Origin of the sequence: Paenibacillus sp. 32O-W (genome assembly GCF_007679495.1) — a bacterium.
Taxonomy (GTDB): Bacteria; Bacillota; Bacilli; order Paenibacillales; family NBRC-103111; genus Paenibacillus_L; species Paenibacillus_L residui.
In genome coordinates this window covers 61040-86929 of sequence record NZ_VEGP01000008.1, presented here as the reverse complement: position 1 = coordinate 86929, position 25890 = coordinate 61040, and the positions used below count along the sequence as shown (strand labels likewise).

24 protein-coding genes are annotated in these 25890 nt (G+C 50.5%); 19 read left to right on the top strand and 5 right to left on the bottom strand.

The window, feature by feature from the left end:
- Together FS806_RS05345 and FS806_RS05340 are read left to right on the top strand one after the other, a co-directional pair.
- Positions 1-1002, top strand: coding sequence for an ABC transporter ATP-binding protein (locus tag FS806_RS05345; RefSeq protein WP_144933589.1), 1002 nt, complete (start codon positions 1-3; stop codon positions 1000-1002).
- A complete protein-coding gene (locus FS806_RS05340; RefSeq protein WP_144933588.1) occupies positions 941-2041 on the top strand; it encodes an ABC transporter permease in 1101 nt (366 codons plus the stop codon). The genes FS806_RS05345 and FS806_RS05340 overlap by 62 nt, the downstream gene beginning before the upstream one ends.
- 134 nt (positions 2042-2175) lie before the next feature.
- On the opposite strand, the gene FS806_RS05335 is transcribed toward FS806_RS05340, so the two are convergent.
- Together FS806_RS05335 and rpsD are read right to left on the bottom strand one after the other, a co-directional pair.
- Positions 2176-5235, bottom strand: a complete 3060-nt coding sequence (locus FS806_RS05335) for a penicillin-binding protein 1A (RefSeq protein WP_144933587.1) — start codon at positions 5233-5235, stop codon at positions 2176-2178.
- Positions 5236-5964: 729 nt separating this feature from the next.
- A complete protein-coding gene (gene rpsD, locus FS806_RS05330; protein ID WP_144933586.1) occupies positions 5965-6567 on the bottom strand; it encodes a 30S ribosomal protein S4 in 603 nt (200 codons plus the stop codon).
- Between the two features lie 523 nt (positions 6568-7090).
- Between rpsD and FS806_RS05325 the strand changes: the two genes are divergently transcribed.
- The 5 genes from FS806_RS05325 to FS806_RS05305 all read left to right on the top strand — a co-directional run bounded on the left by FS806_RS05325 (position 7091) and on the right by FS806_RS05305 (position 10681).
- A complete protein-coding gene (locus tag FS806_RS05325) occupies positions 7091-7792 on the top strand; it encodes a hypothetical protein (RefSeq protein WP_222126588.1) in 702 nt (233 codons plus the stop codon).
- A 156-nt stretch (positions 7793-7948) separates the two neighbouring features.
- Positions 7949-8638, top strand: a complete 690-nt coding sequence (locus FS806_RS05320; RefSeq protein ID WP_144933584.1) for a TVP38/TMEM64 family protein — start codon at positions 7949-7951, stop codon at positions 8636-8638.
- A gap of 13 nt (positions 8639-8651) precedes the next feature.
- Positions 8652-9767 carry an aminopeptidase gene (locus FS806_RS05315; protein WP_144933583.1) on the top strand — a complete coding sequence of 372 codons (1116 nt, stop codon included), beginning with the start codon at positions 8652-8654 and terminating at the stop codon, positions 9765-9767.
- A gap of 111 nt (positions 9768-9878) precedes the next feature.
- Positions 9879-10127: an HPr family phosphocarrier protein gene (locus FS806_RS05310; protein WP_144933582.1), complete on the top strand. Its 249-nt coding sequence runs from the start codon at positions 9879-9881 to the stop codon at positions 10125-10127.
- A 266-nt stretch (positions 10128-10393) separates the two neighbouring features.
- On the top strand, positions 10394-10681 hold the full coding sequence (locus FS806_RS05305) for an Fpa/YlaN family protein (protein ID WP_144933581.1): 288 nt from the start codon (positions 10394-10396) through the stop codon (positions 10679-10681).
- 105 nt (positions 10682-10786) lie between these two features.
- Here FS806_RS05305 and cax read toward each other — a convergent pair whose 3' ends face one another.
- Positions 10787-11848, bottom strand: coding sequence for a calcium/proton exchanger (gene cax, locus FS806_RS05300; RefSeq protein WP_370451750.1), 1062 nt, complete (start codon positions 11846-11848; stop codon positions 10787-10789).
- A 192-nt stretch (positions 11849-12040) separates the two neighbouring features.
- Here cax and FS806_RS05295 point away from each other — a divergent pair, with 192 nt between their 5' ends.
- On the top strand, positions 12041-12826 hold the full coding sequence (locus tag FS806_RS05295; protein ID WP_144933580.1) for an SDR family oxidoreductase: 786 nt from the start codon (positions 12041-12043) through the stop codon (positions 12824-12826).
- A gap of 27 nt (positions 12827-12853) precedes the next feature.
- Positions 12854-13237, top strand: a complete 384-nt coding sequence (locus tag FS806_RS05290) for an Asp23/Gls24 family envelope stress response protein (RefSeq protein WP_144933579.1) — start codon at positions 12854-12856, stop codon at positions 13235-13237.
- An 875-nt stretch (positions 13238-14112) separates the two neighbouring features.
- On the opposite strand, the gene ftsW is transcribed toward FS806_RS05290, so the two are convergent.
- Together ftsW and FS806_RS05280 are read right to left on the bottom strand one after the other, a co-directional pair.
- The gene (gene ftsW, locus FS806_RS05285) at positions 14113-15258 is read right to left on the bottom strand and encodes a putative lipid II flippase FtsW (RefSeq protein WP_144933578.1); all 1146 of its coding nucleotides are present in this window, start codon (positions 15256-15258) and stop codon (positions 14113-14115) included.
- Positions 15259-15270: 12 nt separating this feature from the next.
- Positions 15271-15618, bottom strand: a complete 348-nt coding sequence (locus tag FS806_RS05280; RefSeq protein WP_144933577.1) for a YugN family protein — start codon at positions 15616-15618, stop codon at positions 15271-15273.
- A gap of 219 nt (positions 15619-15837) precedes the next feature.
- Between FS806_RS05280 and FS806_RS05275 the strand changes: the two genes are divergently transcribed.
- The 10 genes from FS806_RS05275 (at position 15838) to galU (ending at position 25845) form a co-directional block, all read left to right on the top strand.
- Entirely contained in the window at positions 15838-17019 is a 1182-nt protein-coding gene (locus tag FS806_RS05275; protein ID WP_144933576.1) for a M20 family metallopeptidase, read from the top strand.
- A gap of 97 nt (positions 17020-17116) precedes the next feature.
- Positions 17117-17554 carry a CBS domain-containing protein gene (locus FS806_RS05270; RefSeq protein ID WP_144933575.1) on the top strand — a complete coding sequence of 146 codons (438 nt, stop codon included), beginning with the start codon at positions 17117-17119 and terminating at the stop codon, positions 17552-17554.
- A gap of 172 nt (positions 17555-17726) precedes the next feature.
- Positions 17727-19418 carry a DNA repair helicase XPB gene (locus FS806_RS05265; RefSeq protein ID WP_144933574.1) on the top strand — a complete coding sequence of 564 codons (1692 nt, stop codon included), beginning with the start codon at positions 17727-17729 and terminating at the stop codon, positions 19416-19418.
- Positions 19419-19420: 2 nt separating this feature from the next.
- Positions 19421-21280 (top strand): helicase-associated domain-containing protein, encoded by a 1860-nt coding sequence (locus tag FS806_RS05260; protein WP_144933573.1) that lies wholly within the window; start codon positions 19421-19423, stop codon positions 21278-21280.
- Positions 21281-21374: 94 nt separating this feature from the next.
- Positions 21375-21833, top strand: coding sequence for a YlbF/YmcA family competence regulator (locus FS806_RS05255; RefSeq protein WP_144933572.1), 459 nt, complete (start codon positions 21375-21377; stop codon positions 21831-21833).
- Positions 21834-22057: 224 nt separating this feature from the next.
- Entirely contained in the window at positions 22058-22321 is a 264-nt protein-coding gene (locus FS806_RS05250) for a YlbG family protein (protein WP_144933571.1), read from the top strand.
- A 154-nt stretch (positions 22322-22475) separates the two neighbouring features.
- Complete coding sequence (locus FS806_RS05245) at positions 22476-22913, top strand: hypothetical protein (RefSeq protein WP_144933570.1); 438 nt, start codon at positions 22476-22478, stop codon at positions 22911-22913.
- A gap of 268 nt (positions 22914-23181) precedes the next feature.
- Positions 23182-24093 (top strand): selenium metabolism-associated LysR family transcriptional regulator, encoded by a 912-nt coding sequence (locus FS806_RS05240; RefSeq protein ID WP_144933569.1) that lies wholly within the window; start codon positions 23182-23184, stop codon positions 24091-24093.
- 29 nt (positions 24094-24122) lie between these two features.
- Entirely contained in the window at positions 24123-24971 is an 849-nt protein-coding gene (locus FS806_RS05235; protein ID WP_144933568.1) for a PHP domain-containing protein, read from the top strand.
- Position 24972: 1 nt separating this feature from the next.
- The gene (gene galU, locus FS806_RS05230; RefSeq protein WP_144933567.1) at positions 24973-25845 is read left to right on the top strand and encodes a UTP--glucose-1-phosphate uridylyltransferase GalU; all 873 of its coding nucleotides are present in this window, start codon (positions 24973-24975) and stop codon (positions 25843-25845) included.
- Positions 25846-25890: the final 45 nt, after the last annotated feature.

The window sequence follows — 25890 nt, the reverse complement described above, 5'->3', positions numbered from 1 at the left end:
ATGAGTGAAGCCATTATCGAACTGGTGGATTTGACGAAGAAATACGGTGAGAAAACAGCGGTTAACCAGTTGAACCTGTCCATTAACAAAGGAGAAATATTTGGGCTTCTCGGCCCGAACGGGGCGGGCAAATCGACAACGATATTGATGATGATCGGTTTGTCGGAGCCAACCTCGGGCACGGTGAAGGTATGCGGCTTCAACTCAACCCGGCAGCCGATGATGGTCAAGAAGAGAGTCGGCTATTTGCCGGACGATGTGGGGTTCTATGATGATCTTTCCGCAAGGGAAAATTTAATTTATACCGCCAGGCTGAACAGAGTTTCCGCCGCGGAAGCCGCCGTCCGGGCGGATAGCCTTCTGGAACGGGTCGGCCTTAGTCATGCCAAGCGGCAGAAGGCGGGAACCTTCTCGCGAGGAATGAGGCAGAGGCTCGGGCTGGCGGACGTTCTGATCAAGCAGCCGGAGATCATTATATTGGATGAGCCGACCTTGGGAATCGACCCCGAGGGTGTCAGGGAATTTCTGGATTTAATCCGCACGCTCAGCCGTGATGAAGGATTGACCGTGCTGCTGTCTTCGCATCATCTTCATCAAGTGCAGCAAATTTGTGACCGTGTCGGTTTGTTCGTACAGGGGCGATTAATTGCTGAGGGAACGGTAGAGAGCTTGTCCCGAGAGCTGTTCGCGGGTGAACCGCTGCTAATTGAAGTAGAAGCGGATGCATTGACCGACGATATGGTGGAGGCCGTGCGGGGCATTGAGCATGTTCTGAGGGTGGAGCGAGAAGAACGGAGGCTTCGGCTCGGTTGTGCGCAGGATGTCAGTCCGCAAGTGGCCCGTACCCTTGTGGAGCAAGGAGCGGCTCTCACCGGTCTAACCAAAAAGCAGTACGGGCTGGACGAAATTTATCACCGCTATTTCGAAGGGAGTGATTCGAATGACAGGGAAGGTTCCAAGCTGGCAGGACTTAAAGCAAAAGCTGCACGCCAAGGCACTTGAATGGAGAAGGCCGCAACTCCGTACGGAGGCATCATCCGTGGAAAGCGGGAGGGGCCTCCCTGAAGGAGAACAAGCTTCCAAGGGGCATTCTTCAGCCGCGCATCCGTTCTGGGTCATAGTGCATAAGGAAATTGGCGATCACATTCGCAGCTGGCGGGTGGTCATCCTGCTTTCCCTAATGATCCTTACCTGCATAGGCTCCTTATATGCCGCACTGGATGAAGTCCGCTCTATCGCCCGCTCGGAGGCAGACGCGTCCTTCTTGTTCCTGAAGCTGTTTACCGAGCATAACGGAACCCTACCCAATTTCATTACATTCGTCAGCTTCCTCGGACCGCTTCTGGGCATCGGGCTGGGCTTCGATGCGGTGAACTCGGAGCGGAGCAAGGGCACGTTAGGACGAATGATTTCGCAGCCGATATACCGGGATGATTTGCTGCTTGCCAAATTTACAGCCGGCTTTGCCTTGATTGCCATTCTCTTTATGTCTCTGGGATTAACCATGGTCGGCACAGGCCTGCTTGCTCTTGGCATTCCGCCGACGCCGGAAGAGTTCTGGCGCATCGTTATCTTTATGTTGATCGGGATTGTTTACGTCGGTTTCTGGCTGAATCTGTCGATTTTATTCTCTACCCGATTGCGTCAGGCGGCAACATCGGCCATCAGCAGCATCGCGGTATGGATTTTCTTCAGTGTATTCTTTAATATGATTGTCCAGCTTGTGGGGCGGGCCTTGGCTCCGGCCGGAAGCGCGAGAATAGACGATATTCTAAGCTATGCACGATCTATGCAGCTTCTTATGCGTCTTTCTCCAAGTCAATTATTCGATGAAGCTACAATGACCATGCTGGTTCCTTCGATCCGTTCGCTCGGTTTGTTAACTCCTGAACAGCAAATAGGGGCCATTCCGAGCCCGCTGCCGCTGGGGCAGAGCCTGCTTCTGGTATGGCCGCAGGTGACCGGCCTGATCGCGGCCACGATGGTTTGCTTTGGCATTGCCTATGCTTTATTCATGCGGCAGGAGATTCGCTCGAAGTAATAAAGCTTGCCAATAATTGCGGCAATAAATAAATCACGGCGTTCCCCTGGTGGGAAAACGCCGTGATTTTACTTTGGGCCGGTCTTGCGCGTCTTGCGCAGGCTGGCCGGACTGTGCCGACAGGCTATGATGGATTAAGACTCGAAGTGAACCGCTGCGGAAGGAGACGATTCTTTGCTGCCGTTCGAAGCGGTGACCCGATAATAACCTTCGAGTTCGGAAGCGTAATAGTTAAACTCCGTATCGCCCTTCGTCGAACCTATCTTTTGGAAAGGCCCATCTTCCTTCTCGCTGTAATAGACATTATATTGGCTGGCTTTATTGCCTTTCCAGGTAATTTGCAGCGCCTTTCCGTTCATCTTGGCCTTAACCCCGGAAGGGGGGCCAGGCTCTTCCCCTCCGTTGGAATTTCCTTTGACCTCGCTGTTATTCTGGCCTGAATCGCCGCCGGGCAGAATCAGATCGGGATTGATGCTGTCGTTGAACACGATTCTGCTTGGAGCGGACTCTTTTCCTTCGACATCCACTGCCGTGACGTAATATCCGCTGCCGAAGGAATAGGGCAGTCCGCTAAATACATTTTCCTCGCCGGCGATAACGACCTTGCCGTTCATCCGTTCGAACGATTTAACCCCATCCGTCCGGTATATTCTGTAGCCTACGACATCGCTGCTGGCACTAGGAGCGAAGGATAGAGTGTTTGTATCGCCGCTTCGCGTAAAGACCAGATTCGTCGGAGGCTCAGGTGCCTTGCCGTCGCCTGCACGCGGATCGGTTTCGGTCGGAGCGTCCATACCGGCATCTTTAGGAATGTAGGCACTAAGCGACTTGCGCTTGTTTGCCGGCAGGGAAGAGCTGACTTCCTTGATCCGGTTCAAGATCGAAGCGATCGATTCGGGCCGCTTGATAACCACTTGTTCCTTCAGCATGTCATCCGGCGTAGCCGGGTTGGGCAGATAGTTCACCCCGTTATACGTAATATATTTCATTTTGACCAGAACATCGTCCACTTCCGTAGGAACATACTTGCGATTGAACAGATCGGTAACCAGATGTCCGGTGCTTCTCGTCAAATCGCTTGGCAGCTTGCCGGACAGATTGGAGACCGTCATCTCCACTATGTCATCGGGCCGCTCGAATTTGTCGGTTTTGAACAGCTCGGGCTTCTTCTCGTAAGCAGCATCCATGACAAGAGACCATACTTTCATGGCATGCATCGTGCTTCCGTTCTTGCTGCTGAGCTTATATTTGGGCTCGCTGTATCCGGCCCAGACTCCGACGGTTATATCGGGAGAATATCCGACAAACCAGGCATCTCCATCCTCATTCGTCGAACCGGTTTTACCGGAAATCGGGAATTTCCCGTAGTTTTTAAGATACGTTTTGATGTTCTTCCCGGTTCCGGAAGTGATGACGGTACGCAGCATGTCGGTCATTAAATAAGCGGTCTGCTCCGAGAATACCTGCGTCGGTTCATGCTTGTGCTCGTAGATGATTTTGCCGTCGGCACTTTCAATCTTGCGAATCATGTAGGCGTCATTGAAGGCGCCTTTGTTGGGAATAGCCGTATAGGCGTTCGTCATTTCCTCTACGGATACTCCTTTGTACATACCGCCGATGACTCCGGTCTGAGAGTAGTTATCCTCCTCCGTAATGGAGGTGATGCCGAGCTGTCTGGCGAAATTCCACGCTTCCTCAATTCCCACTTCATTCAGGAACAGCTTGATAGCCGGGATGTTATAAGATTGATTCAATGCTTCTCTGGCCGTAATCAAGCCTTGGAAGCGGTGGTTCCAGTTCTCCGGAATATGCCACCCGCTGTTTCCGTTCTTCAGAACGATGGGAGAGTCATCTATGATACCGCCCGGCTGAATGGCTCCCTTCTCCAATGCGGGCAGGTAAGCGGCGATCGGCTTCATCGTCGATCCCGGCTGCCGGTAAGCTTGCGTAGCATGGTTGAAGGAGCCTGACCGGCCTTCGATCATACCGAGAATCGCTCCGTCCTCATTATTGATCATAATGGCGCCGATTTGCTCCACTCCGGCCTCCGGATGATCGGGCAGGAAGTGAGACGGTTCATTGGCAATCGCCTGCATGGCATCATATAACGTCTTGTCGATCGTCGTATAAACTTTATATCCCCCGCGGAACAGCTCCTGCTGGGTTTCTTTATACGCTTCCTGATACGCTTCTTTATTTTCCTCCTTCTTCTCCAGCACTTCAGGATACTTTACAGAGAGGAGAGCTTCCGTCGCTTTTTTCTCGACCTCGATCATCAGGTTAGGATAAGTGGTATAAGCTTTCTCCTGAGGCTCAGACAAGCTGTCCCGCAGGTTGAAGCTCAGAGCCTCCTGATATTCCTCCTCGGTAATTTTCTCCGTTTCCAACATCCGCTTCAGCACCCAATGCTGACGCTCGACCGCCCGGTTGAAGCCGGGTTCGTCAAATTCTCCGTTCCCCTTGAAGGCGGAGTAGCTGCTGGGGAGCTGAGGGAGGCCTGCCAAATAGGCGGACTGAGCCAAATTCAGTTCATTCAGATTATCGATGCCGAAAATTCCTTTAGCCGCCGCTTTGATGCCGTGAACGTTATACCCGTTGGCCCCTGTTCCGAACGGTACTTTGTTCAAATAGGCGGTGATGATCTGTTCCTTCGTCATTATTCGTTCGATTCGGACGGACAGCAAAATTTCCTTGACCTTACGGCTCAATTCGCGGTCCATGCTGAGGAACACCCGTCTGGCCAACTGCTGGGTAATAGTGCTTCCTCCGGTTTGGATAGGCTCGTTAAACACTTTCTGTTTGACGGCGCGGAAGACACCCTTGACATCGAAGCCCATATGTTCGTAAAAATTGGAATCCTCTACAGCGACTAATGCTTCCATGACCAGCTTGGGGATTTCGTCATAGGTGGCCATTCTGCGATCTTCATCCGACCGCAGCTGCCCCAGCTCCATATCATCGTTAAAATAGACAAAGCCAGTCATCGCATTTTCTTCCATCTTGGCCAATATTTCTTCCTTGCTTCGGACAGGATCGTCCTTCACAAGGGCGGATGTGTAGCCAAAAATGGCGCCCGCAGCCAGAAAGCCACAAACCAGAATGGTGATGAAGGTCCATTTGAAGGTTAGCCAAGTATAGCGGCCTATATTTCTGACTACCTTATGACTGAAGAATGATTGCAATCGCTTAAGCATAAAAGCACAACAACCCCGTTCCCATATGTAAAATAAACATAACTATTATATCATAATTGTTCGTATCGTGGCAGAAAAGCACGAAAAGTGCAGTGAGACCGATACAAATTGTCGATTAGAGGCTAAATCCCGAAGGCAGGGGAGGGAAGAATGTAATCGGCAGCGGTATTCCGCAGGGGGACATTCGAGTCCGGTCGACATCCAGCAGTCGTTGAATTGTGGAAAGGATGATGGTGTCGGCGGTAAGGTCTAATACTTTGTATAGTATCCATGAAAATGTTACGGACACGAGGAGGCTGTCGATTCATTATGGGAAAGATGTACAACAGGATGTTGTACTTGTGGAAAGTCTAACAGCGAAAATGTAACGGACCTGGGAGACTCTATTTCGTCTAAATAGGCGATTTTTTTAGACTAGACGGACACAGTTGCGCTTATTGCTTGGAATTCTCATACTTTCGCAAGCATTTCTTAGAATAAGGTCATCCGAGTCCGTTAAAATTTACAGAAAGGCCCTTCTGGAGCAAATAAGGTCTCCAGGGTCCGTTAAACCAAACCGTGTTGGTTATCGCATGATCTTTGGATGTACGCCATCAATCGGCTACCAGCAGAGGTCCGTTAAAACCAAAACCGTGCAGGTTTAGCATATATTTGAGTCCAAGTTTACGCAGCGGGCGCGATTTCAAATAAAAATCCCGGACATGTGTCCGGGATTGTGGATTCAAGTGATTAACGGCTGTAGAACTCGACGATTTGCTTCTCGTCAACGTCCTGGGACAGCTCGGAACGCTCAGGCAAACGGATGTATTTACCTTCCAGAGCCTGCTCGTTGAATTCGAGGTAAGCAGGAACATGGTTGCGGTTCTCGAGAGCTCCCTTGATGGAGGAGAGGCCGCGGCTTCTTTCACGAAGGCCGATGACTTGACCTACGCTCACCATGTAGGAAGGAATGTCGACTTTCTTGCCGTCAACTGTGATGTGGCCGTGGGATACCAATTGACGTGCGCCTGCACGGGAATTGGCGAATCCAAGACGATAAACCAGGTTATCCAGACGGCTTTCCAGCAGGATCATGAAGTTCTCACCGGAAATCCCCTTCATCTTGGTAGCTTTATCGAACAGATTGCGGAATTGCTTCTCGCTCAGTCCGTACATGTGACGAAGCTTCTGCTTCTCTTGAAGCTGCATTCCGTAACCGCTGATCTTTCTTCTCATTCCCGGACCATGCTGTCCCGGAGGAAAAGGACGCTTGCTTAATTCCTTGCCTGTGCCGCTAAGGGAGATGCCAAGACGGCGGCTCAATTTAAACTTAGGACCTGTGTAACGTGCCATGTATTAGATTGCTCCTTTAATGTTAATTAAATTATTCATCAAAAATCAAAGTCTAGTTGTTGGATCGTCCGGTCTACAGATTGACGTTATGCCTGGCTTTGTTTGTCGCGGGGCTTAAGCCGGCCGCTCTGACACGAAAAGTTCAGCCGCTGTCCTGTCAGCAACAAAACCAGTGAGGGTGTTCATAACTTGAATCTGTCGGTACGAAGAGAGGACAACATCCACTCAACTTCTAATTCTATAGGAATTGGCAATTCTATGTCAAGTGCTATTATTAAGTGTTGTTGTTAAGTGTTTCAGATTAAGAGTCCAATCGACTAGAAACCAGGATATGACGGCTCCGATCTCATAAACTCAGAGAATGCCACGCACGGCATAAACTGACTCGCAGGGGAGAACCCTAAAGTCATCAATACAACTAAAGGAGGGAGCCGGGAAGCATGGCCTGAAGGCTGGTTAAGCCAGTCTATACGTAGATACAAAGAATTCGTTCGGGTCATGAATCTCCTTGCGCATTTCATTGATGAAACGAATGGGGCATATTCTAATTTTATGGTGTCTGGCGGCGATGCTGGCGTCCTGCAGCAACTGGGCGACCCCGGAGCCGGAGGCTCTGCTTGATAATGTGCTGGCGAATATGGAGGGGCTCGCAGGGCTTGCCTATGAGGGAAGGTCCGAGGTCCAAATAGCGGGGATGTCGGTAGCCGTAAGCACCTTCTCTCAATCCGCCGACGGCAGCGGTCGTCTTGCAGTGAACGCGCAGGGGGGAGGACGCGCGTTAGACCCTGTGGACCTTATTGACGGGCTGGGCAAAGCACGCAAGAACGTGCGCTTGGAAATGGCGACAGGAAGGGGGCCGGCTCTTGTGGTAGAGACGGATGCCGAGCAATGGACCCGATTGATTCGTCAGCAATGGGAGAAGCGTCTCGCCGAGATTATAGAACAGCAGGCCGGCCGGTCCGCTCAATACCGTCAGGTGATAGGGGTAGAGAAAGCGGCACAATTGGATAAGGAAATTGCCGGACGCATCCAGGAAGAGAAGGCCAGACTGGAGCAATTATCATCATCGCTGTCCGCCCAGGGCAACTGCCGGATCTGGATTGATCTTCCGAGCCAACGGGCCAAGGAGTTGGAGGTTAAGACCCGTCTAAACTATTCGGCACAAGGGGCCGGACAGGAGGAGACCGTGCGGTCGCATTATATTTTCAGCACGCCTCTTGACTGATGCTTAAGTTCGGCTGGAGAGCGCGGCCGATTAAATTTGTCTTGATCCTGTTTAGGAAAACGGGTAGAAGAAGCCGAATGGATTCGGGCGGAATGGATTTTCCTCCGTAATCTAACATGATACAATGATAAGGAAGCTGCGAGAGGAGTTCCCCCATTGAAAAAAACAACGAAGCCTGCCGGTTGGATCAAATATACCCTTATCGCCGTTATTATACTGGCGCTCGTCCTGTTGTTAAGCTATCCGTATTGGAGGGGCAAGCTGCCGGAAATTACCGTAGAGCAGTTGTCGCAGTATATCCTTTCCTTCGGGGCATGGGCGTTTATATTCGGGATGCTCGCTGTGCTGCTGCAAACGGTCATTCCCGTTGTCCCGTTCGTGCTGATCGCGGGCGCCAATGTCCTTATTTTCGGATTATGGTGGGGATTTGTCATCAATTATGTCATGTCCATTGTCGGAGCGGCGCTTACCTTCTGGTTCGCCCGGTCCGTAGGACAGCAGAAGGTTCTGGACAGACTGGAGAAGTATCCGGCGGCAGCGGCCTTCAACAAGCGGCTGGAAAGCAACGGATACTTTTACATCTTCATCGGGCGTCTTCTTCCTGTCGTACCCTCCACCTTGATCAATATCGGAGCGGGAGCGATGGGAGTCAAGGCCAGCCATTTCCTGGCGGCGACAATTGTCGGCAAATTGCCGATGATCCTGCTGGAAAGCTATATAGGCCACGATGTCATGCATTTCCGGCAGAATAAGGGAAGACTGCTTATATTGGTAGGGATTTTTGTAATCCTGCTGATTATTGGCGGCTGGCTTAAAAAGAGGATAGCTCATAAATCGGCAACTTAAGGAGGAATGATGAATGAGAGACCCACGATTACAGACGCTGGCCCGCAATTTGGTGAACTATTCCATGCAGGTGCAGCCCGGGGACAAGGTACTGATCGATATGCAGGGCTCTGAAAGAGAGATTGTAAACTGCCTGATCGAAGAGGTTTACAAAAGTGGAGGGTTTCCGTTCGTGGAGCTGAATGACAGACGGGTGCTCAGGTCTCTACTAATGTCCGCCACACAGGAACAGATGGAGCTGTGGGGACAGATGGATCTGAAACGTATGTCGGAGATGCAGTGCTATGTCGCCATCCGCTCCGGAGAGAATGTGAACGAGCTGGCCGATGTTCCCGATGATAAGATGAGGCTATATGACCGGTACTACCGGAAGCCGGTTCATCTGGAGCAGCGGGTGAAGCATACGCGCTGGGTCGTCTTGCGTTATCCCAACGAATCCATGGCTCAGTTGGCGAATACGAGCACCGAGGCCTTCGAAAATTTCTATTTCAACGTCTGCAATCTGGATTATTCGAAAATGGACCGGGCGATGGACCCGCTGCAGAAGCTCATGGACCGGACCGACAAGGTCAGGATCGTTGCTCCCGGTACGGATCTGACTTTCTCGATCAAGGGCATTCCTTCCGTCAAGTGCTCCGGGCACCGCAACATTCCTGACGGAGAACTGTATACAGCACCGGTCCATGATTCGGTCAACGGTGTTATCAGCTATAACACTCCGTCGGTTTATCAAGGAACGACCTTCGAGAATATCCGTTTTGTCTTCGAGAATGGCCGGATTGTAGAGGCGACAAGCAGCGATACCCGCAAAATTAACGATATATTGGATACGGATGAGGGAGCCAGATACATTGGCGAGTTCAGCCTGGGCTTCAATCCCTACATACTTCATCCGATGAAGGATACCCTGTTTGACGAGAAAATCGCGGGAAGCCTTCATTTTACCCCGGGCCAGGCTTATAAGGAAGCGGATAACGGAAATCGTTCCTCCATCCATTGGGATATTGTGCTTATCCAGCGGCCGGAATACGGCGGAGGGGAAATTTATTTCGATGATGTGCTTATTCGCAAGGACGGAAGGTTTGTCATCAAGGAGCTCGAAGGGCTTAATCCGGAAAATCTGAAATGACCGCCTGATGAAAACGTTTTTAAATGAGTAAAAAAGAACCTTGCACCCTACTTGTTTCCAATGTATCATTACAATGAAAGCAATGATGATACTATATTTGGAGGGATAGCAATGGCTAATTCGAGCAATGCCGCTGTCGTCGATATTTCCCAGACGGCTAACAAGTTTCGCTCTTCCATCGTTCTGCAATATGAGAACAAATACATCGACGTTAAAAGTATATTAGGTCTGTTTACTACCCTGACCTCTTCGGGAAAATATACGCTTCATGTACATGGTCCCGATGCGGACGAAGCCTTGAAGAGTATGCAGGAAGTATTCGCAAAGCATAACCTTGCGGTTCAAATAGCCGAAGAATAAGGTTCGTCCGTGCCAAAAGTATTCCCTGAACCGGGGAATACTTTTTTTCATAGGCAGGCAGGCTGTAGAGCGGAAGGAATATTTTGTTCGGGGATGCATGACTTAAGAAGGCGCTGAATCTCTTGTAACTTGTTATGTTTTCGTCTAATATAGTGCTTAGGAGCTTTATCGATTCTTCGCATCTATCTGCAGAAGAATAACAGGGCCGCTATATATGAGAACAACGGAATTAGCAAGTTGTTATTCTACTACAAGGGGGAAGTTTAATGTCTTCATCCGAAATGATGTTGAGTTTAAACCAGCGGGCCTTCCAGCTTCTCCAGGAAGACGCCTTGAAGATACAGAAATTAATTGAAGTGCAAATGGAAAATTTAACGACCCGTAAATGCCCTCTGTACGAAGAAGTACTGGATACCCAAATGTATGGGCTTTCCCGGGAGGTCGACTTCGCCATTCGTGCCGGTCTGGTCAGCGAAGCGATGGGTAAACAGCTGTTGAGCGAACTGGAACGGAATCTGGCTCAGCTGTATGAAGCTTTGAACGCTAAGGAGTAACTCGTTTGCTGCGGTTACTCTTTTATTTTGGATTGATCCGGCAAGGGGATCAAGGACAGTTTTGCGCCAATGCTTAAGCTGCTTCGAACGGTTCAAGCCTGTATTTTATAGCAGGAAGAAGGCAATCCCCAGAATCAGGTAGACGGCAATCAGCAGAACACCCTCGTACCAACTGGTGCTTCCGTCTCTGGAAATCGCTACGGCAATGATGACGGCCACTGCAATGGCAAGCAGCTCATGAAGGGTAAAGACGATATTCATCGGCTCCCCCATAAAAAAGCTGATGAAGACAAGCACCGGGGCTACGAATAAAGCAATTTGCAGGCTGCTTCCAATAGCAATTTCCACCGAAGCCCCGATTTTATTCTTCAGCGCCAGCATAACGGCAGCGGAATGCTCTGCGGCATTGCCGATGATCGCAATGACGAACGCACCAATAAATAGCTCCGATAGACCAAAACGATGTGAAATCTCCTCCAGCGTCCCGACCAGCCATTCACTGACGAAGGCAACCATGACGGTCGCTGCGATCAAGAATATAATAGACAATCCTCTGGACCATTCCGCTTTTCCGTTCGCCCCTTTTACTTCTGTCACTTGATCCTTATGGGTCACCATCGAGAAATAAAGCCACAGCAAATAACAAACTATGAGTATAGCTGCAACCGTCAGACTGAGCTGCTCCGTCTTGCGATCGTTTAGCGAGTAGGCGAACATGGCGGGAATGAACAGAGCGACAACCGAAAGCTGCATGAGCGAGGCATTATAAGTGGCCAGGACGGGATTGAAGCTCTGGGTCTTGTATTTGATACCTCCCAGCAGTAGGCTTAAACCCAGGACAAGCAGCATATTTCCGATAATAGAGCCGGTTATGCTTGCCTTGACCATATCGAATAATTGCGGATTGCCATTAGCCGCTTCTTTGATTAGAATGATGGAGATAATTAATTCTGCGGCATTGCCAAAAGTAGCGTTAAGAAAGCCTCCGATACGCTCACCGGCATAATGCGCCACATTCTCGGTAGCTTTGCCGAGAAATCCGGCAACGAACAATATAGCAACGCAGGAGGCTATAAATTGTACTGTGTTGTTCATCCCTGCATAATGTGTAATTCCGCTGATAACAAAGGTGGCAATCAGGCAAATAAACATCAAGCGGTTGTTCAAATCAGATCACCTCTTCTGTCTTAGCATTCCAAATTATTGAATTCTGATGCAATAGGTGACAGCAAGCTGTTATTTTTTATTGCTTCCTATGATTAATTCCAATAGAATGGGGCGGAAGCTAATATAGCTATAAATCTTAAAGGAGCAGGTTCCCCGGGACCGTATCAATAGTTACATAAGGAGAGATGGGAAATGGATTTGCAATTGAAGGGCAAGACAGCGGTTATAACGGCTTCCAGCAAGGGACTTGGGCTAGCCGTAGCCTCCAAGCTGGCCGAGGAAGGAGCCAAGGTGATCCTAGGAAGCAGGGATGAGAAGAAGATTGCCGGCGTGGCGGAGGAGCTTGCTTCCCGCTACGGAATCGAAGCGCACGGGTTCGCGGTCAACGTTGCCGACCCGGAATCGGTGGCCGGGTTTATAGAGAAATCCGCCGCTTGCTGCGGCACGATAGACGCGCTTGTCTGTAATGCGGGAGGTCCTCCCGGAGGAAGCTTCTTATCCATGACGGATGAGGATTGGGAGAAGGCTTTTCAGACGAATTTGATGAGTGTAGTTAGATTAGTTAGAGGCTTCTACCCGCATATGAAAGAGCGTGGGGGCAGAATCGTTACGATTGCCTCAAGCTCGGTCAAGGTTCCGATCCCCGGCTTGGTGCTTTCCAATACGTTTCGCGCCGGAGTGGCCGGTTTGATGAAGACTTTGTCCATCGAACTGGCGGCAGACGGGATCCTGCTGAATACGGTTTGTCCCGGAAGGATAGCGACGGATCGGTTAACGGAGCTTGATGGTGCGAGAGCGGCCCGCGAGCAAAGGTCCATCGAAGAAATTCAGGAGGAAATGGTTCGGGATATTCCGCTGGGCCGATACGGGCGTCCTGAAGAATTGGCCGATTTGGCCGCCTTCCTGTTATCCCCGCGAAACAGTTATATGACGGGTTCCTCGTTCTTCGTTGACGGGGGAATGGTGAAATCATTATAATGAATAAAAAGGCAAGGAGTGAGCGGTATGACTGAACTGGACCGTACAGGTAACATTCGTATTTCTAATGATGTCGTAGCTACAATTGCGGGGTTGGCTGCTCTGGATACTCCCGGAATCGCGGGTATGTCCGGCGGTATTTCGGAAGGATGGGCCAAGAGACTGAGCGGTAAAAACCTGCAAAGAGGAGTTTCCGTAGAAGTAGGGGAATTGGAAGCGGCCATCGACTTAAGGGTTATCGTTCATTACGGCTCCCAAATTCAGGTAGTCTGCCGCGAGCTGCAGCAGAATGTGCGTGACTCGGTTGAGAACATGACCGGGCTGCATGTAGTGGAAGTGAATGTTAAGGTAGAAGGGGTCGCTTTCAGAGAGAAGGAAGAAGAGAGCGAGGAACCGAACCGGGTGAAGTAAGCCGGTAATGTTACATAGCGTATAAGTCAGGGGCGGCGCAAGCTGTCCCTTTTTGACCACATTAGAAAGTTTAAGTTCATTAAAGCATTAAAATGGAACAACTTTCTAATTGGCATAAAAAGCTTCCTCTAATACCGGGTTATTCTTCTTCGAAGAGGCTCCGTTAGGAGCTTTTTTATATTTCATCGGTAAACGCGTCCCTCCTAAGGACGGCGATAGCCGTTTATCCTTGAATAGTAACGTTCTATAAGTTCGAGGCTTGTGGGGGATTTACAGGGCTCCTCGCAAGTAATGTCTGGCAGCAATTAGAGAAAGGTTTTAGACGCAAATTAATCGAGCGAGAACTAAGTAATCCACTTTCGCAGAGCGAAAACCGGCTTCGCCATTTTATGCACCAATCTCACGCTGCCAGAGATCATCCGGATTTACGGAATCCGTTGGGACATCGGTGAAGACATCGCAAAGACGAGCAAAAATACATTAAAATCGTGCCCTTTCCCAAAAAGAAGGCGAAAGACGATCAAATGTGCAGGTCTTATTCACAAAATGGGGCTATTTCGCTAAAATCGCTCCAAAGACGTGCACTATCGCTCTAGAATCAGGTACGTGGTGACTTTTCTCCAAAAAGACGTGCACTATTGCTCTAGAATCAGGTACGTGGCGACTTTTCTCCGAAAAGATGTGTGTATACAGCAGCTGGCTCAAAACATGGCAGAGGTGGCTCAATCGCATGGCCGTAATCACGATAGAAGAGAGCCCAATAACTGGGCAGCAAAACACGCGGAGAAGTCGAATTCTCCGCGTGTTTTTCGTCAGCTAATTTAGCCGTAACGATCGTACCTTCTATATATTGTTACCATAGATTATCTAGGAGGCTACTTATTTGCTGTCTGATTATTGGTATATCTGGATATCCCGAGGACAATTCCCATTCCGATCAAAGTAGCCAATATGGATGATCCTCCGTAGCTGATGAAGGGCAGCGTTATCCCCGTCATCGGTATGCTGTTCGTTACGCCCCCGATATTAACAAGAGCTTGAATGCCAATGGTGCTCATAATCCCGATACCGACCAGCATTCCGAACGTATCCGGGCAGCGCAGCGAGATGATAATCCCCCGCCAGATAAATAAGACGTAGACCAGCAGAAACAGGGAGGTTCCGAGAAAACCAAGCTCCTCACCGATGATCGCAAAAATAAAGTCATTATGCGCCTCGGGCAGGTAATGAAGCTTCTGAATACTCTGTCCGAAGCCCGCCCCGGTAAATCCACCGTGTCCGAAGGCGTACAGGGATTGGATAATTTGAAAGCCCGTGTCCAACGGGTCGGACCACGGATCCATAAATACCCGAAACCGGTTGAACCGGTAGCTGTCAAATCCGTGTCCGGCCAATGCCATGATCCCAAGGGCCAGTCCGGCAATTCCAACACCGATTCCGCTTATAATCCCCAGATGCTTAAGATTGGCGCCCCCGGCAATAACGACGGTCATTGCTCCAAGCACAAGAATGGCACATGAGCCCATATCCGGCTGCTGCATGATCATGAAGCCGACGAGCCCGATAATAATCAGGGCGGGCAGCAGGCCCTTCTTGAAATCTTGGAACTTATCCCCTTTCTTCGTTATCAGGCTGGCCAAATATAGAACGATGGACAGCTTGGCAAATTCGGTCGGCTGCAGGTTGAACGGCCCCAGCCTGAACCAACTTCGAACGCCTAAGGGACCACTCCCGATGAACGGCACAAGCGCAAGCAGAACAAGGGTAATTAGAAAGATGACCGGCGTCCACTTGCGAAGAAGCTTGTAATGCACATTCATTACGAAAATCATAGCGAACAACCCAAGGATCATGGCGATGGCTTGGCGTTTGGCAAAATAGAATGAATCTCCTCCATAGATCTCATCCGACAAAGCAATTGCGGAGCTGGAACTGTAGACCATTAGCAGACCGAAACCCGCCAGGGCGAAAGTCAGAAACAACAGCAGGAAATCGGGCGTTCCTCTTCGAGGGGGATTCATAGATTCGCCTTCTTATTGTTCAAGCTTGGCCTTAAGTTCCGTAAGCTTGCGCTTAGCCAGGTCCAGAACGGCTTGCGGAATAGGAGAAGTGTATTCCAGTCCGTGCGGGAAGGTAGCCCTGCCTATGTAGACTTGTTCAATATTAAGAATGGTGTCCGGACGCTCCAGCTTTCCGATTTCTACACGGGTATTTATTCTCAGAAAGTAGGTCTCTCCCGATTTGGCGTCTTCTATTTTGTAATCGTAAGTTGCCCGATAATATTCCCATTGCCAACGGACAAAACCAACCTCAGACGTTACCTTGTCCAGATAAGCAAGATCGCTCTTCATTCCATTTAAGCCTGTATTTTCGATTATCATGTAATATCCTCCGATCTATTTGGCATCCAGTCAGTATAGGTATATCATTTTCATGATAGTATGTTTCCCAAACTTGTGCAACCCTAAAGCCCGGTCCGAAATCTTGCTAAATGTGGCTATTTTGTGGCAGGTATGACGGTTAATTCGGTTCCATGGATAGGAAAGCACATTATGGTTTGATAAAATATAGGCAAGAAGTTGTTGACGGAGGCGAGAAGGATGGACGTAGAGCAGAGACTGGAGAGAATCTATCCGGAGATGGTGCGCTGGAGAAGACATTTACACCAGCATCCGGAATTGTCATATCAGGAGAAGGAAACTTCCGAATTTGTGGCAGGCCGGCTGGAGGGCTTGGGCCTGGAGGTCAGACGAAATGTCGGCGGCTATGGAGTGACCGCCTTGCTGCGGGGAGGCCGTCCGGGGCCTACCGTTGCTCTGAGAGCCGACATGGATGCTCTGCCTATCCAGGATGAGAAGAAGGTTGATTATGCCTCGCAGGTACCGGGAGTCATGCACGCTTGCGGTCATGACGCTCATACGGCCCAACTGCTTGGGGTCGCAACGATATTAAGCGAAATCCGGGATAGCCTTAAGGGAAACATCCGGTTTATCTTCCAACCGGCGGAGGAGATCAGTCCGGGTGGCGCCTTGCCTATGATTTCCGATAGGGTGCTTGAGGACGTCGATGTGATTTACGGGGTTCATCTGTGGTCGCCGTTTCCCGTTGGATATGCCTATTGCAAAGCCGGACCGATGATGGCCAACGCCGATGAAATCGCAATCGAAATTTCAGGGAGAGGCGGCCACGGAGGACTTCCCCACGAAACCGTGGACAGTATCGTCGTAGGTTCCCATCTGGTCGTCAACCTGCAAACGGTGGTGAGCCGGAATATTGACCCGACGGTTCCCGCAGTAGTCTCCATCGGTTCGTTCCAGGCGGGAAGCGGCTTCAATGTCATTGCCGATCAGTGTATTCTGCATGGCACGGTACGAACCTTCGACCCCGCGACAAGAGAGCAGATCCGGCGGCGGATAGCCGATATTACCGAACAAACATGCGCCATGCATGGGGCTAAATTCCACTGGGAGTATAAGGAGGGCTATCCGGCTGTAGTGAACGATGCAGCAGAAACCGAGAGGTTTTTCCGTGTTGGGAAGGAACTGTACGGCCCGGAACGGATTCGCACTTGTCCACAGATTATGGCCGGAGAAGATTTTTCCTATTATTTGGAGAGGGTTCCCGGATGCTTTGTTTTTGTCGGGGCAGGAGCCCCGGAACAAGCCGCGCCGATTCCCCACCATCATCCTCTTTTTGACATAGAGGAGCTGTCGATGAAGCAGGCCGCCCGACTTCTGATCGGTCTCAGTATTGATTTCCTGGAAGAACACTCCCGTAAATAGGCCGGAGCCTGTCACAAATTGCAAGGATGAATCCTCCTTGGCGAGAGAAAGCTATGAAGGGTCCCCCCATCATAAAACTTCGCTCTGGAGGTAATGTCTGGTGAGAAAGATCAAAGATATCATGACGGACGAGATTGAAACGGTTAAGCCTACGGATTCGGCTCATGACATTGCTTTAAAAATGAAGCGGCACGACACCGGGTTCATGCCTGTCGTTGAGGGGAAGAAGCTGCTTGGCGTTGTGACGGACCGTGACCTGGTCATTCGCGGAATGGCGGAGAAGAAGGAAGGCACGGCTACGGCAGAGCAGCTGATGAGCCGTGACATAAAGACTGTGGAGCCGGAAACATCGGTTGATGAAGCGGCCAAAATAATGGCCAGAGGGCAAATCCGCCGTCTGCCCGTTGTCGAGAACGGGGAGTTAATCGGAGTAGTTTCGATCGGGGATATGGCCGTGCGCCACATATTTGAAAGCGAAGCGGGAGAAGCGCTGAGCGAAATATCCGAAAGCGACAAGACGAACGCGGTCAAGTAATCAACATGCCACGAAGCATACGGTTTGACAAGGCTTGTGGGGCCTTTAATCAGCCGTTGCTGTCGTGGTTTTTTCTATGCTTCCGGGCGCCCCGATTTATCGGAATGTTTAAATTACGGGGCATTCCTTCATACTTAATAGTACATACATAATGGAAGGAGAGCCCGCCGTTATGAATAATGGCCTTCAGCCGCCCTTATTTATATTGAACGATTTTACCATTCTGCTCGAAACGGAGCATCCCGAGTTCGAGTCCGTACGAAATCGCTTGAGCCGCTTTGCCGAGCTGATCAAGAGCCCTCCCCATATCCATACTTACAAGATGACTCCGTTGTCTCTGTGGAATGCCCTGGCTTGCGGATGGCGCCCCGGGGAAATGATTGATTTTCTGACAACCTACAGCAAATTTGGCATTCCGTCCTCCGTTCGCAATCACATGCTGGAAATCACCGATAAATTCGGATTGCTTCAGCTGGAAGGCACAGAGGGCGGTTTGATGCTTGTATCCAAAAGTCCTGCCTTATTAAACGAGCTGATTAGCTATCGTTCGCTATCGCACTTCTTCGGTAATCGTACAGGGCCGCAATCCGTTGAAGTACACGCAGCGGCCCGGGGAAAGCTCAAGCAGGAGCTTATTCGCCTTGGGTACCCGATAGAGGACCGTGCAGGATTTCATCAGGGGGAAGCTCTTGTTCTGGACTGGAGAGACACCTTGGAGGACGGCCGAAGCTTCCAATTAAGAGATTATCAGATCGAAGCCGTCGAAGCCTTCTACCGCGAAGGAAGCGCGCATGGGGGAAGCGGCGTTCTGATTCTCCCGTGCGGAGCGGGTAAGACGGTGATCGGAATAGCTTCGATATGCAAGCTGCAGTGCGCAACCCTTATCCTTACGCCCAATGTCAGCTCCGTCAAGCAGTGGAAGAGGGAAATACTGGACAAAACCACCTTGTCCGAATCGATGATCGGGGAGTATGACGGTTCTACCAAGGAAGTAAAGCCTGTAACGATAGCAACCTACCAAATTCTTACGCATCGCCGGAGCAAAGAGGATGAATTCAGGCATATGAAGCTGTTTAACGAGCGGGATTGGGGACTCATTATTTATGATGAGGTGCATCTTCTTCCTGCCCCGATCTTCCGCGTAACCGCCGATATTCAAGCCACCCGGCGGTTAGGCCTGACGGCTACTCTGGTGCGGGAGGACGGCTGTGAGAAGGAGGTCTATTCCTTGATCGGACCCAAGCGATATGACATGCCGTGGAAACAGCTGGAGGAGCAGGGATGGATAGCTCAGGTGGAATGCAAAGAACTGCTTGTCGAGCTTCCCGAGGAGACAAGAAAACAATATGACGAGGCCGCATCACGGGCGAAGATGAGAATAGCGGCTGAAAATCCCCGGAAAATCGATGTTGTGATGAAGCTGTTGGAGCAGCATAAGGGGGAACCGACGCTCGTTATCGGACAATACTTGGACCAGCTTCGGAAGTTTGCCGCCCATTTACAGGCTCCGTTGATTAGCGGAACGATGCCGCATGAGGAACGTGAGATTCTGTATCAGCAATTTCGGGAGGGGGCCATCCCTGTTCTGATCGTGTCCAAGGTGGCCAATTTTGCTGTGGATCTCCCGGATGCTTCGGTAGCTATTCAGGTTTCGGGCAGCTTTGGCTCGCGACAGGAGGAAGCCCAGAGGCTGGGCAGAATTTTACGCCCCAAGCGGGGGAGTAACCGCTCCTATTTTTATTCCCTCGTCAGCGGGGGGACCAAGGAGCAGGAATTTGCCTTGAATCGGCAGTTGTTTCTTATAGAACAGGGCTACCGGTACACCCTTGCGAACGCGGAGCATGAGTTTCAGGAGGTAGAGTAACAATGCTTGGTTTAGCTGACCTGGCTGCAAAGCTTTCGGCGCCGGAAGCGGGCCGGTTAATCGGATGGCGGGAAGGTGACCGGCTGGAGGAATGGTCTTTAACGGAGCGGACCATCCCGGGCGAGTTAAGTATAGACAAGCGGGTATGGGGAGAGGATTTGGCCCAATGGGAAAAGCATACGCTACAAGTTATTCTGGACCGGTTCGGGGCTCACCCCTTCGATCCCGTCAAGCTGGAACAAGCGGCTGAAGAAATCGGTATTGCCGGGGCGGAGATTCGCAGGGGCCTCTCCGGACTTAAGGAGAAGCAGATGGTCTTCGCCTTCCGCAAAGCTTGGGGGGAATACATCTATGCCCTGCCTTGGGAATTGGCGAGACTATGGCATCGGAAGATCGCCCGGCCGGGTGCCGTCCCTTTATCTTCGGATACTTTCGGCGCTCCTCTTGCAGAGACGTCTTACGGCCGCGGTTTGCTCTTTGACCTGTTTTATTTTTTGCGGTATTTGGCATCCAACGAGATCCACCTGACCAAAAAGGGAACTGTTCCAAAGCGGCATCTGCAGAAGATAGACTCGCTGTTGACGGTTGATGCGGCCGCTCTGAGGCCCTTATCTTATCCTTATGTCCATTGTGATATATATAATGAGAGTCTCGTGTTGGTGCTGGATGCCTCATTGCGTCTGGGGCTGGCCGTTATGAAGGATGGGGAGCTAAAGCTGTGTCGGGAGCGTGCGGCAGATTGGCTCAAGCTTTCCACAGAAAGTATGAGGCGCATACTGTACGCATACTGGGTTCGCATCAGTTTCCCTTATGTCCCTTCTTGGCAGCATCAGGTAATCTGGCTGATAGAGCGGATTCCGGTGAATCGGCAGGGAAGATTAGGAGATATATTGGATGTTCTAAGGGATTGCCGTCCGCTAAGTGAAGAGGAGAGAAAGCAGGAATTCCATGCAGAGTCCGTCCTGGCCCTCTGGTTAAAGCCCCTTGCTGAACTCGGGCTGGTGGATTTGGCGGAATGCGGGACAGATGCGGAGGAGACCTGCTTTCGCTGGACCTTCACGCCGGATCTGGAAGCCGCTTGTCCTAACGGGAAAGCAGAAGCGGACAAATGCTATGTCCAACCCGATTTCGAAATCGTTGTTCCTCCCGGGGTGCCGTTTCGCACCCGTTGGATGCTGGAGGCTATGTGCGAAAGGCAGCAATCGGATCAGGTGGCAGTATACCGCCTTAGCAAAGAAAGCATGAATAAGGCTTTGGCCGAGGGTTACGATTTGGAGCAATGCATGGGCTGTCTTCGCGATGAATCCCTGTACGGATTACCGGATAACGTTGCTCAAATGATCATGCAATGGACGGCCCGGGAAGCTCGGACAGAGATGGAAAATAAGGAATCGGAGGGAACGGGGGCCCATTCTGCAGTCTCCCCCGAATATGTCAATGAATCCGACGGCGGTGTGAGGAATGAGGGCGCGGCTTACTTCTCCTTCCTGACAGTCAATGGGCCCGGGCTGATTCTTTCGGATTACGCATGGGACCGGTGGCCGATAGATTGTTCTATTCCTTCAGCAGATGAATTATACCCAGGCTGGAGAGAGGTTCCGCTGAAATGGTTCCGGGAATGTCATTCCTATCACTTGTCCACCCGCAAGGAGATGATTTCCAGGGCATTGGAATGGAAAGCCGCTTTGCGTTTGGCTTCGTCTTCGGAAGAGGTCCTGCTGGTTCCCATACGTATTCTGGATAGTGAGGGGAAGTGGCGGGTAGCGGGCAGAACTCAGACGTCGGCATGCGTAGTAGATCCGCAAGAATGGGAGCAGATTCAAATTATTCTTCCGGAAATTTCTAAAGGCTCTTCTTCATAGAAAATGGAAAGTGCAACTTTTTTGTAACGGTCTTCCCCCGGTTCGTGGTATGATGGAAGTTGAAGACGTTAAAAAAAAGGAGTGACATGGTCAAATGAGCATTCTGGAAGCCGAAGCCTTGGACATGTCGGCCTTGTTGATACAAGCCTATGAACTGGGTGATTGGATTAACGCCTCTGAAGATATGGCGGGCTATTTATATTGGAAAGAACGCCTGGCGGAGGATAGCGAAGCGCAGCAGTTAATTCGGCAGTTTAAAGAGAAGAAGCGCAAGTTCGAGGAATGTGAACGCTTCGGTCATTTCCACCCGGACTACCATGCGGCTTTGGAGGAAGTTCAGGCAGCGCAGGAGCAGATGGATAAGAATGAAGCGATACGCGCCTTCAAGGATGCGGAAGCTAAGCTTGACCAACTGCTGCTCTCCATATCGGAAACGATTGCTTATTCGGTTTCGGAGACGATCAAGGTTCCCAGCAACAATCCGCTGCCGGTAAGCGGCTGTGGTTCGGGAGGCTGTGGATCAGGCGGTTCGTGCAGCGGAAATTGCGGCTGAAGCAGTTGACTGTTTTCGGCTAACCGTAGAGGCGGACGCATCGCGTCCGCCTTTTTGTTGTATCAATATCATTTCTAAAGAAATCCCGCTAGCTAATACAACACCATTCAGGGCGCTGCAGAGATCTTGGGCATATAATTGGATTTCATCGAAGCTCTTTTGTTCCTATGGGGCACCAAACGAAAACTTAGTGGATATATATGATAAAGAAAGAAGGAATGACCATGTTTACCGAAAGAGCCGGTCTGATTGTTTGGGTATCGGATTTAAAGCCAGCCAGAAATTTGGAGAGATACGGCACGGTGTACTATATGTCCAAAAAGCTACACTACGTTGTGATGTATGTTCATAAGGAGCAGCTGGAGGATACGATGCGTAATATCCAGGGGCTGCCGTATGTTAAAAAGGTGGAACGGTCTTATCGCAGCGAAATTAAAACCGAATATGACCGTAATGTCCCTGATAAGACCCGCTTCTATACTTATTAAGGCAATAGTCTCAATCTCCATGTACTCCGGTTAAGTTTTTTTCAGATTTTAGGATATATGGATTGGAAATCGGACAAAAATAGAGTAAAATGGGAGTTGATATCTTTGTACATAGTCTTTTAGACCTGTTTTTTGATAGGGAGGGAGTCGGGAAATGAGAGACAAGATAATGGAACGTTGGAGCACTTATGAACCATATTATGTAGTGCTGTCAGACAAGAAGATTGCCGATATTGTCATTACTCATCATGCCCGAACCCGATGGAGCTCGCGGGTCGAGAGCCGGAAAACCGGTTTTGAAGACATATGTGAATTTCTGTGGAGTAAATTAAAGCAAGGCCAGATCCAACCCTATTACCGGAATGAGCAGGACGTTTTTCTTATCGATGATGATCTGGTCATGGTTGTTGAATTTGCCGTCCTGGAGAATGAAACGGATATTGCAGGGAATTCCCTTTACAAAATGATTGTGGTTACCTTCCTAGGAAGAATGTCCGAGACGATTGAGCTTAGAGATCTTAAGTCCTATTATTCCTGGCTGCGTCATTCAAGAAGAATGACATTGATCAAGAACAGCCGCAAGCGCAAATGAACCGCAGAACTATTTTGTAAACGATTGCCCCCGAATCGCTTTGACAGTGATTCGAGGGCGTTTTTTGATTTTGGGGACCATTAAAACGGCTTCGAAGGCAAAGCTCTGTTAAATCGCACATAAAGCAACCTTTAAGGAAGGACTACTCGACAACATCTCCGAAAAGTCATCATTGGATGTTTTTTTAAATATGGTTAATTAGAGGCTCTTCATGGGTATAATCGCTTTCTCCCGGCTGTTTGATATAATATAAGAAAGGTGGAAGAACATGGCACCTAACTTTCACCAGCTTCATATCTTCTATATGGTCGCCGAAAAGGGGAGCTTCTCGGGTGCCGCACAGGCGCTAAGGATGACTCAACCCGCGGTGACTATGCAGATTCAATCCTTGGAAGACTATTATGGAACGAAGATGTTCAATCGGACAACGAAAAAAATGGAGCTGACCGAAGCGGGCAAAGCTTTGCTTCCATTTGCCAGACGGAGTATGGAGCTGATGAAGGAAACGGAAAGCTCGATGGCCAAATTCGCTCATACTTTGGAAGGAAGGCTGCAGCTTGGAGCCAGCCTGACCGTCGGTGAATATATTTTGCCCAGATTGCTTGGGCCGTTCGGTCAGGAGTATCCCAACATTTCCGTCCGTATGAAAGTCATGAATACACAGCAAATCGTGGAAGAAATATTGAGCCATCAGCTCAATTTCGGATTGGTCGAAGCGCCTGTCAAGCATCCGGATGTTCACACGGAAAAGGTGCTGAATGACGAACTGCTGCTTATACTGCCTGCGGGCCATCCTCTTGCCGATCAGCAGACAATCACGCTGAAAGATGCCTTATCCTACCCGTTTGTATTGCGGGAGCAGGGATCGGGAACCCGTCAGGTCATGGAGGAAGCGTTCAAGCGTCAAGGAGTCCAGTCGGAATCCATCCGCATCGGGATGGAGCTGGGGAGCACCGGGGCGGTCAAGTCGGCCGTAGAGGCTAATCTCGGATTGTCCATCCTGTCTCCTTCATCCGTCAAGCACGAAGTGGCGCTGGGGCTTCTAATAGTGAAACGGATTGAAGGAATGACTTTTCACCGCAGCTTCTACTCGGTCTATTTGAAATCGGCCCTGCTGCCCATCTCGGCTCTCACCTTCCTGTCTTTCATTCGAGAACGGGATTTGAGCCAGTATTTGTAGCTCGGCCGCATGTTGGAAAGGATGATACAATGAACGGACATTATTTGGATTTACATACGCATACCAGCGCTTCGGACGGCACCCGGTCCCCTGCGGAGAACGTTCGGCTGGCCCGGGAGGCGGGCTTGGCCGGATTAGCCGTAACGGATCACGACACGGTGGCAGGAATTGCGGAAGCTATGGAGGAGGGCAAGCGGCTGGGGGTAATCGTCGTGCCCGGGGTGGAAATCAGTACCGTAGCCAAAGGCCGGGATATCCATGTATTGGGTTATTATATCGATACTCATTGCCCTGTATTTCTGGATCGATTGCAGCAATTGCGCCAGGTCAGAGAGAAGCGGAATGAGTTGATGCTTGCGAAGCTGCGGGAGTTGGGAATGGAGATTTCGATGCGGGAATTGGCAGACCTCGCGAGTAAAGCGTCCGGTGAAGATCAAACGGTCGGGCGTCCCCACATTGCGGAATTATTAATCCGTAAAGGCTACGTCGGAACGATGGAAGAGGCGTTTGATAAATATTTGGGCAGCGGGGGCGCTGCTTACGTCAATCCTCCGCGCATTCATCCGAAGGAGGCCATCGGCTGGATACACGAAGCCGGGGGGACCGCCGTACTGGCCCATCCCGGTATTTATCACGATGACGAACTGGTTGAGGAGATCATTCCATATGGGCTCGATGGAATAGAAGCCTTCCATTCCGACCATTCGCGGGAAGAGGAGAACAAATACGAGCGGCTGGCTGCCCGTTATGGCTTGGTCGTAACCGCCGGGTCCGACTATCACGGGGAGCGCCGCGGCGAGGTTTTTCACGGGCCGATCGGAAACCGCAAGGTCGACAGGTCTGTACTGGAACGATTACAAAAGCGAAGAGGGGATTAGTATGACTATACGTAAAGCGATTATACCGGCGGCCGGCTTGGGCACGAGATTCCTTCCCGCTACCAAAGCCCAGCCGAAGGAAATGCTTCCGATTGTTGATAAGCCGGCCATTCAATACATAGTGGAAGAAGCGATTGAATCGGGCATAGAAGATGTCATCATCGTCACCGGAAGGAATAAGCGGGCGATCGAGGATCATTTCGACAAATCGGTTGAATTGGAAATGCTGCTGGAGGAGAAGGGGAATGACGAGCTCCTTGCAGTGGTTCAGCAGGTGTCCAATTTGGTGGACGTCCATTATATCCGGCAGAAACAGCCTCTTGGACTCGGTCATGCGGTGCTGTGCGCCAGAAGATTTATTGGAGATGAGCCGTTCGCCCTTCTTCTGGGTGACGATGTGATCGATTCCCAGCCGCCATGCATCCGGCAGATGATTGATTTGTATGAGGAAGCGAAGACATCGGTCATAGCCGTTCAGGAGGTGCCCTGGAACGAGGTTGACCGGTACGGGATTATTTCGCCTTCCTCCAGAAGCGCTACCGTGGCCACCATCCGCGACCTGGTCGAGAAGCCGGACCGCGATCAGGCTCCGTCCAATTTGGCGGTGATCGGCCGTTATGTCATAGAGCCGGAAGTATTCTCCATCCTGGAGACTTGCAAGCCCGGCCGAGGCGGGGAGATCCAATTGACCGACGCTCTCCAGATCATGAACCGATCGAAGCCGATGCTGGCCTTCCTGCAGCAAGGCAGACGTTATGATGTTGGGGATAAACTCGGCTACATTGAGGCGACCATCGAGCTCGCTCTGCAGAGGGAGGATCTGGCTCCGCATTTAAAGCAATATTTAAGAAGGCTGACCGATTCCTGGGACTAACCCGGAGGCCGGCTAACCACAAGGGGCCTATTCATTGCAGCAGGT

Coding starts and splice junctions, on each gene's coding strand:
- FS806_RS05240 (WP_144933569.1), top strand. CDS start 23,182: ATGGCACCTAACTTTCACCAGCTTCATATCTTCTATATGGTCGCCGAA.
- FS806_RS05275 (WP_144933576.1), top strand. CDS start 15,838: ATGGACGTAGAGCAGAGACTGGAGAGAATCTATCCGGAGATGGTGCGC.
- FS806_RS05250 (WP_144933571.1), top strand. CDS start 22,058: ATGTTTACCGAAAGAGCCGGTCTGATTGTTTGGGTATCGGATTTAAAG.
- FS806_RS05290 (WP_144933579.1), top strand. CDS start 12,854: ATGACTGAACTGGACCGTACAGGTAACATTCGTATTTCTAATGATGTC.
- FS806_RS05310 (WP_144933582.1), top strand. CDS start 9,879: ATGGCTAATTCGAGCAATGCCGCTGTCGTCGATATTTCCCAGACGGCT.
- FS806_RS05235 (WP_144933568.1), top strand. CDS start 24,123: ATGAACGGACATTATTTGGATTTACATACGCATACCAGCGCTTCGGAC.
- FS806_RS05265 (WP_144933574.1), top strand. CDS start 17,727: ATGAATAATGGCCTTCAGCCGCCCTTATTTATATTGAACGATTTTACC.
- FS806_RS05305 (WP_144933581.1), top strand. CDS start 10,394: ATGTCTTCATCCGAAATGATGTTGAGTTTAAACCAGCGGGCCTTCCAG.
- rpsD (WP_144933586.1), bottom strand. CDS start 6,567: ATGGCACGTTACACAGGTCCTAAGTTTAAATTGAGCCGCCGTCTTGGC.
- FS806_RS05295 (WP_144933580.1), top strand. CDS start 12,041: ATGGATTTGCAATTGAAGGGCAAGACAGCGGTTATAACGGCTTCCAGC.
- FS806_RS05315 (WP_144933583.1), top strand. CDS start 8,652: ATGAGAGACCCACGATTACAGACGCTGGCCCGCAATTTGGTGAACTAT.
- ftsW (WP_144933578.1), bottom strand. CDS start 15,258: ATGAATCCCCCTCGAAGAGGAACGCCCGATTTCCTGCTGTTGTTTCTG.
- FS806_RS05335 (WP_144933587.1), bottom strand. CDS start 5,235: ATGCTTAAGCGATTGCAATCATTCTTCAGTCATAAGGTAGTCAGAAAT.
- FS806_RS05345 (WP_144933589.1), top strand. CDS start 1: ATGAGTGAAGCCATTATCGAACTGGTGGATTTGACGAAGAAATACGGT.
- FS806_RS05255 (WP_144933572.1), top strand. CDS start 21,375: ATGAGCATTCTGGAAGCCGAAGCCTTGGACATGTCGGCCTTGTTGATA.
- FS806_RS05325 (WP_222126588.1), top strand. CDS start 7,091: ATGAAACGAATGGGGCATATTCTAATTTTATGGTGTCTGGCGGCGATG.
- galU (WP_144933567.1), top strand. CDS start 24,973: ATGACTATACGTAAAGCGATTATACCGGCGGCCGGCTTGGGCACGAGA.
- FS806_RS05340 (WP_144933588.1), top strand. CDS start 941: ATGACAGGGAAGGTTCCAAGCTGGCAGGACTTAAAGCAAAAGCTGCAC.
- FS806_RS05260 (WP_144933573.1), top strand. CDS start 19,421: ATGCTTGGTTTAGCTGACCTGGCTGCAAAGCTTTCGGCGCCGGAAGCG.
- FS806_RS05280 (WP_144933577.1), bottom strand. CDS start 15,618: ATGATAATCGAAAATACAGGCTTAAATGGAATGAAGAGCGATCTTGCT.
- FS806_RS05245 (WP_144933570.1), top strand. CDS start 22,476: ATGAGAGACAAGATAATGGAACGTTGGAGCACTTATGAACCATATTAT.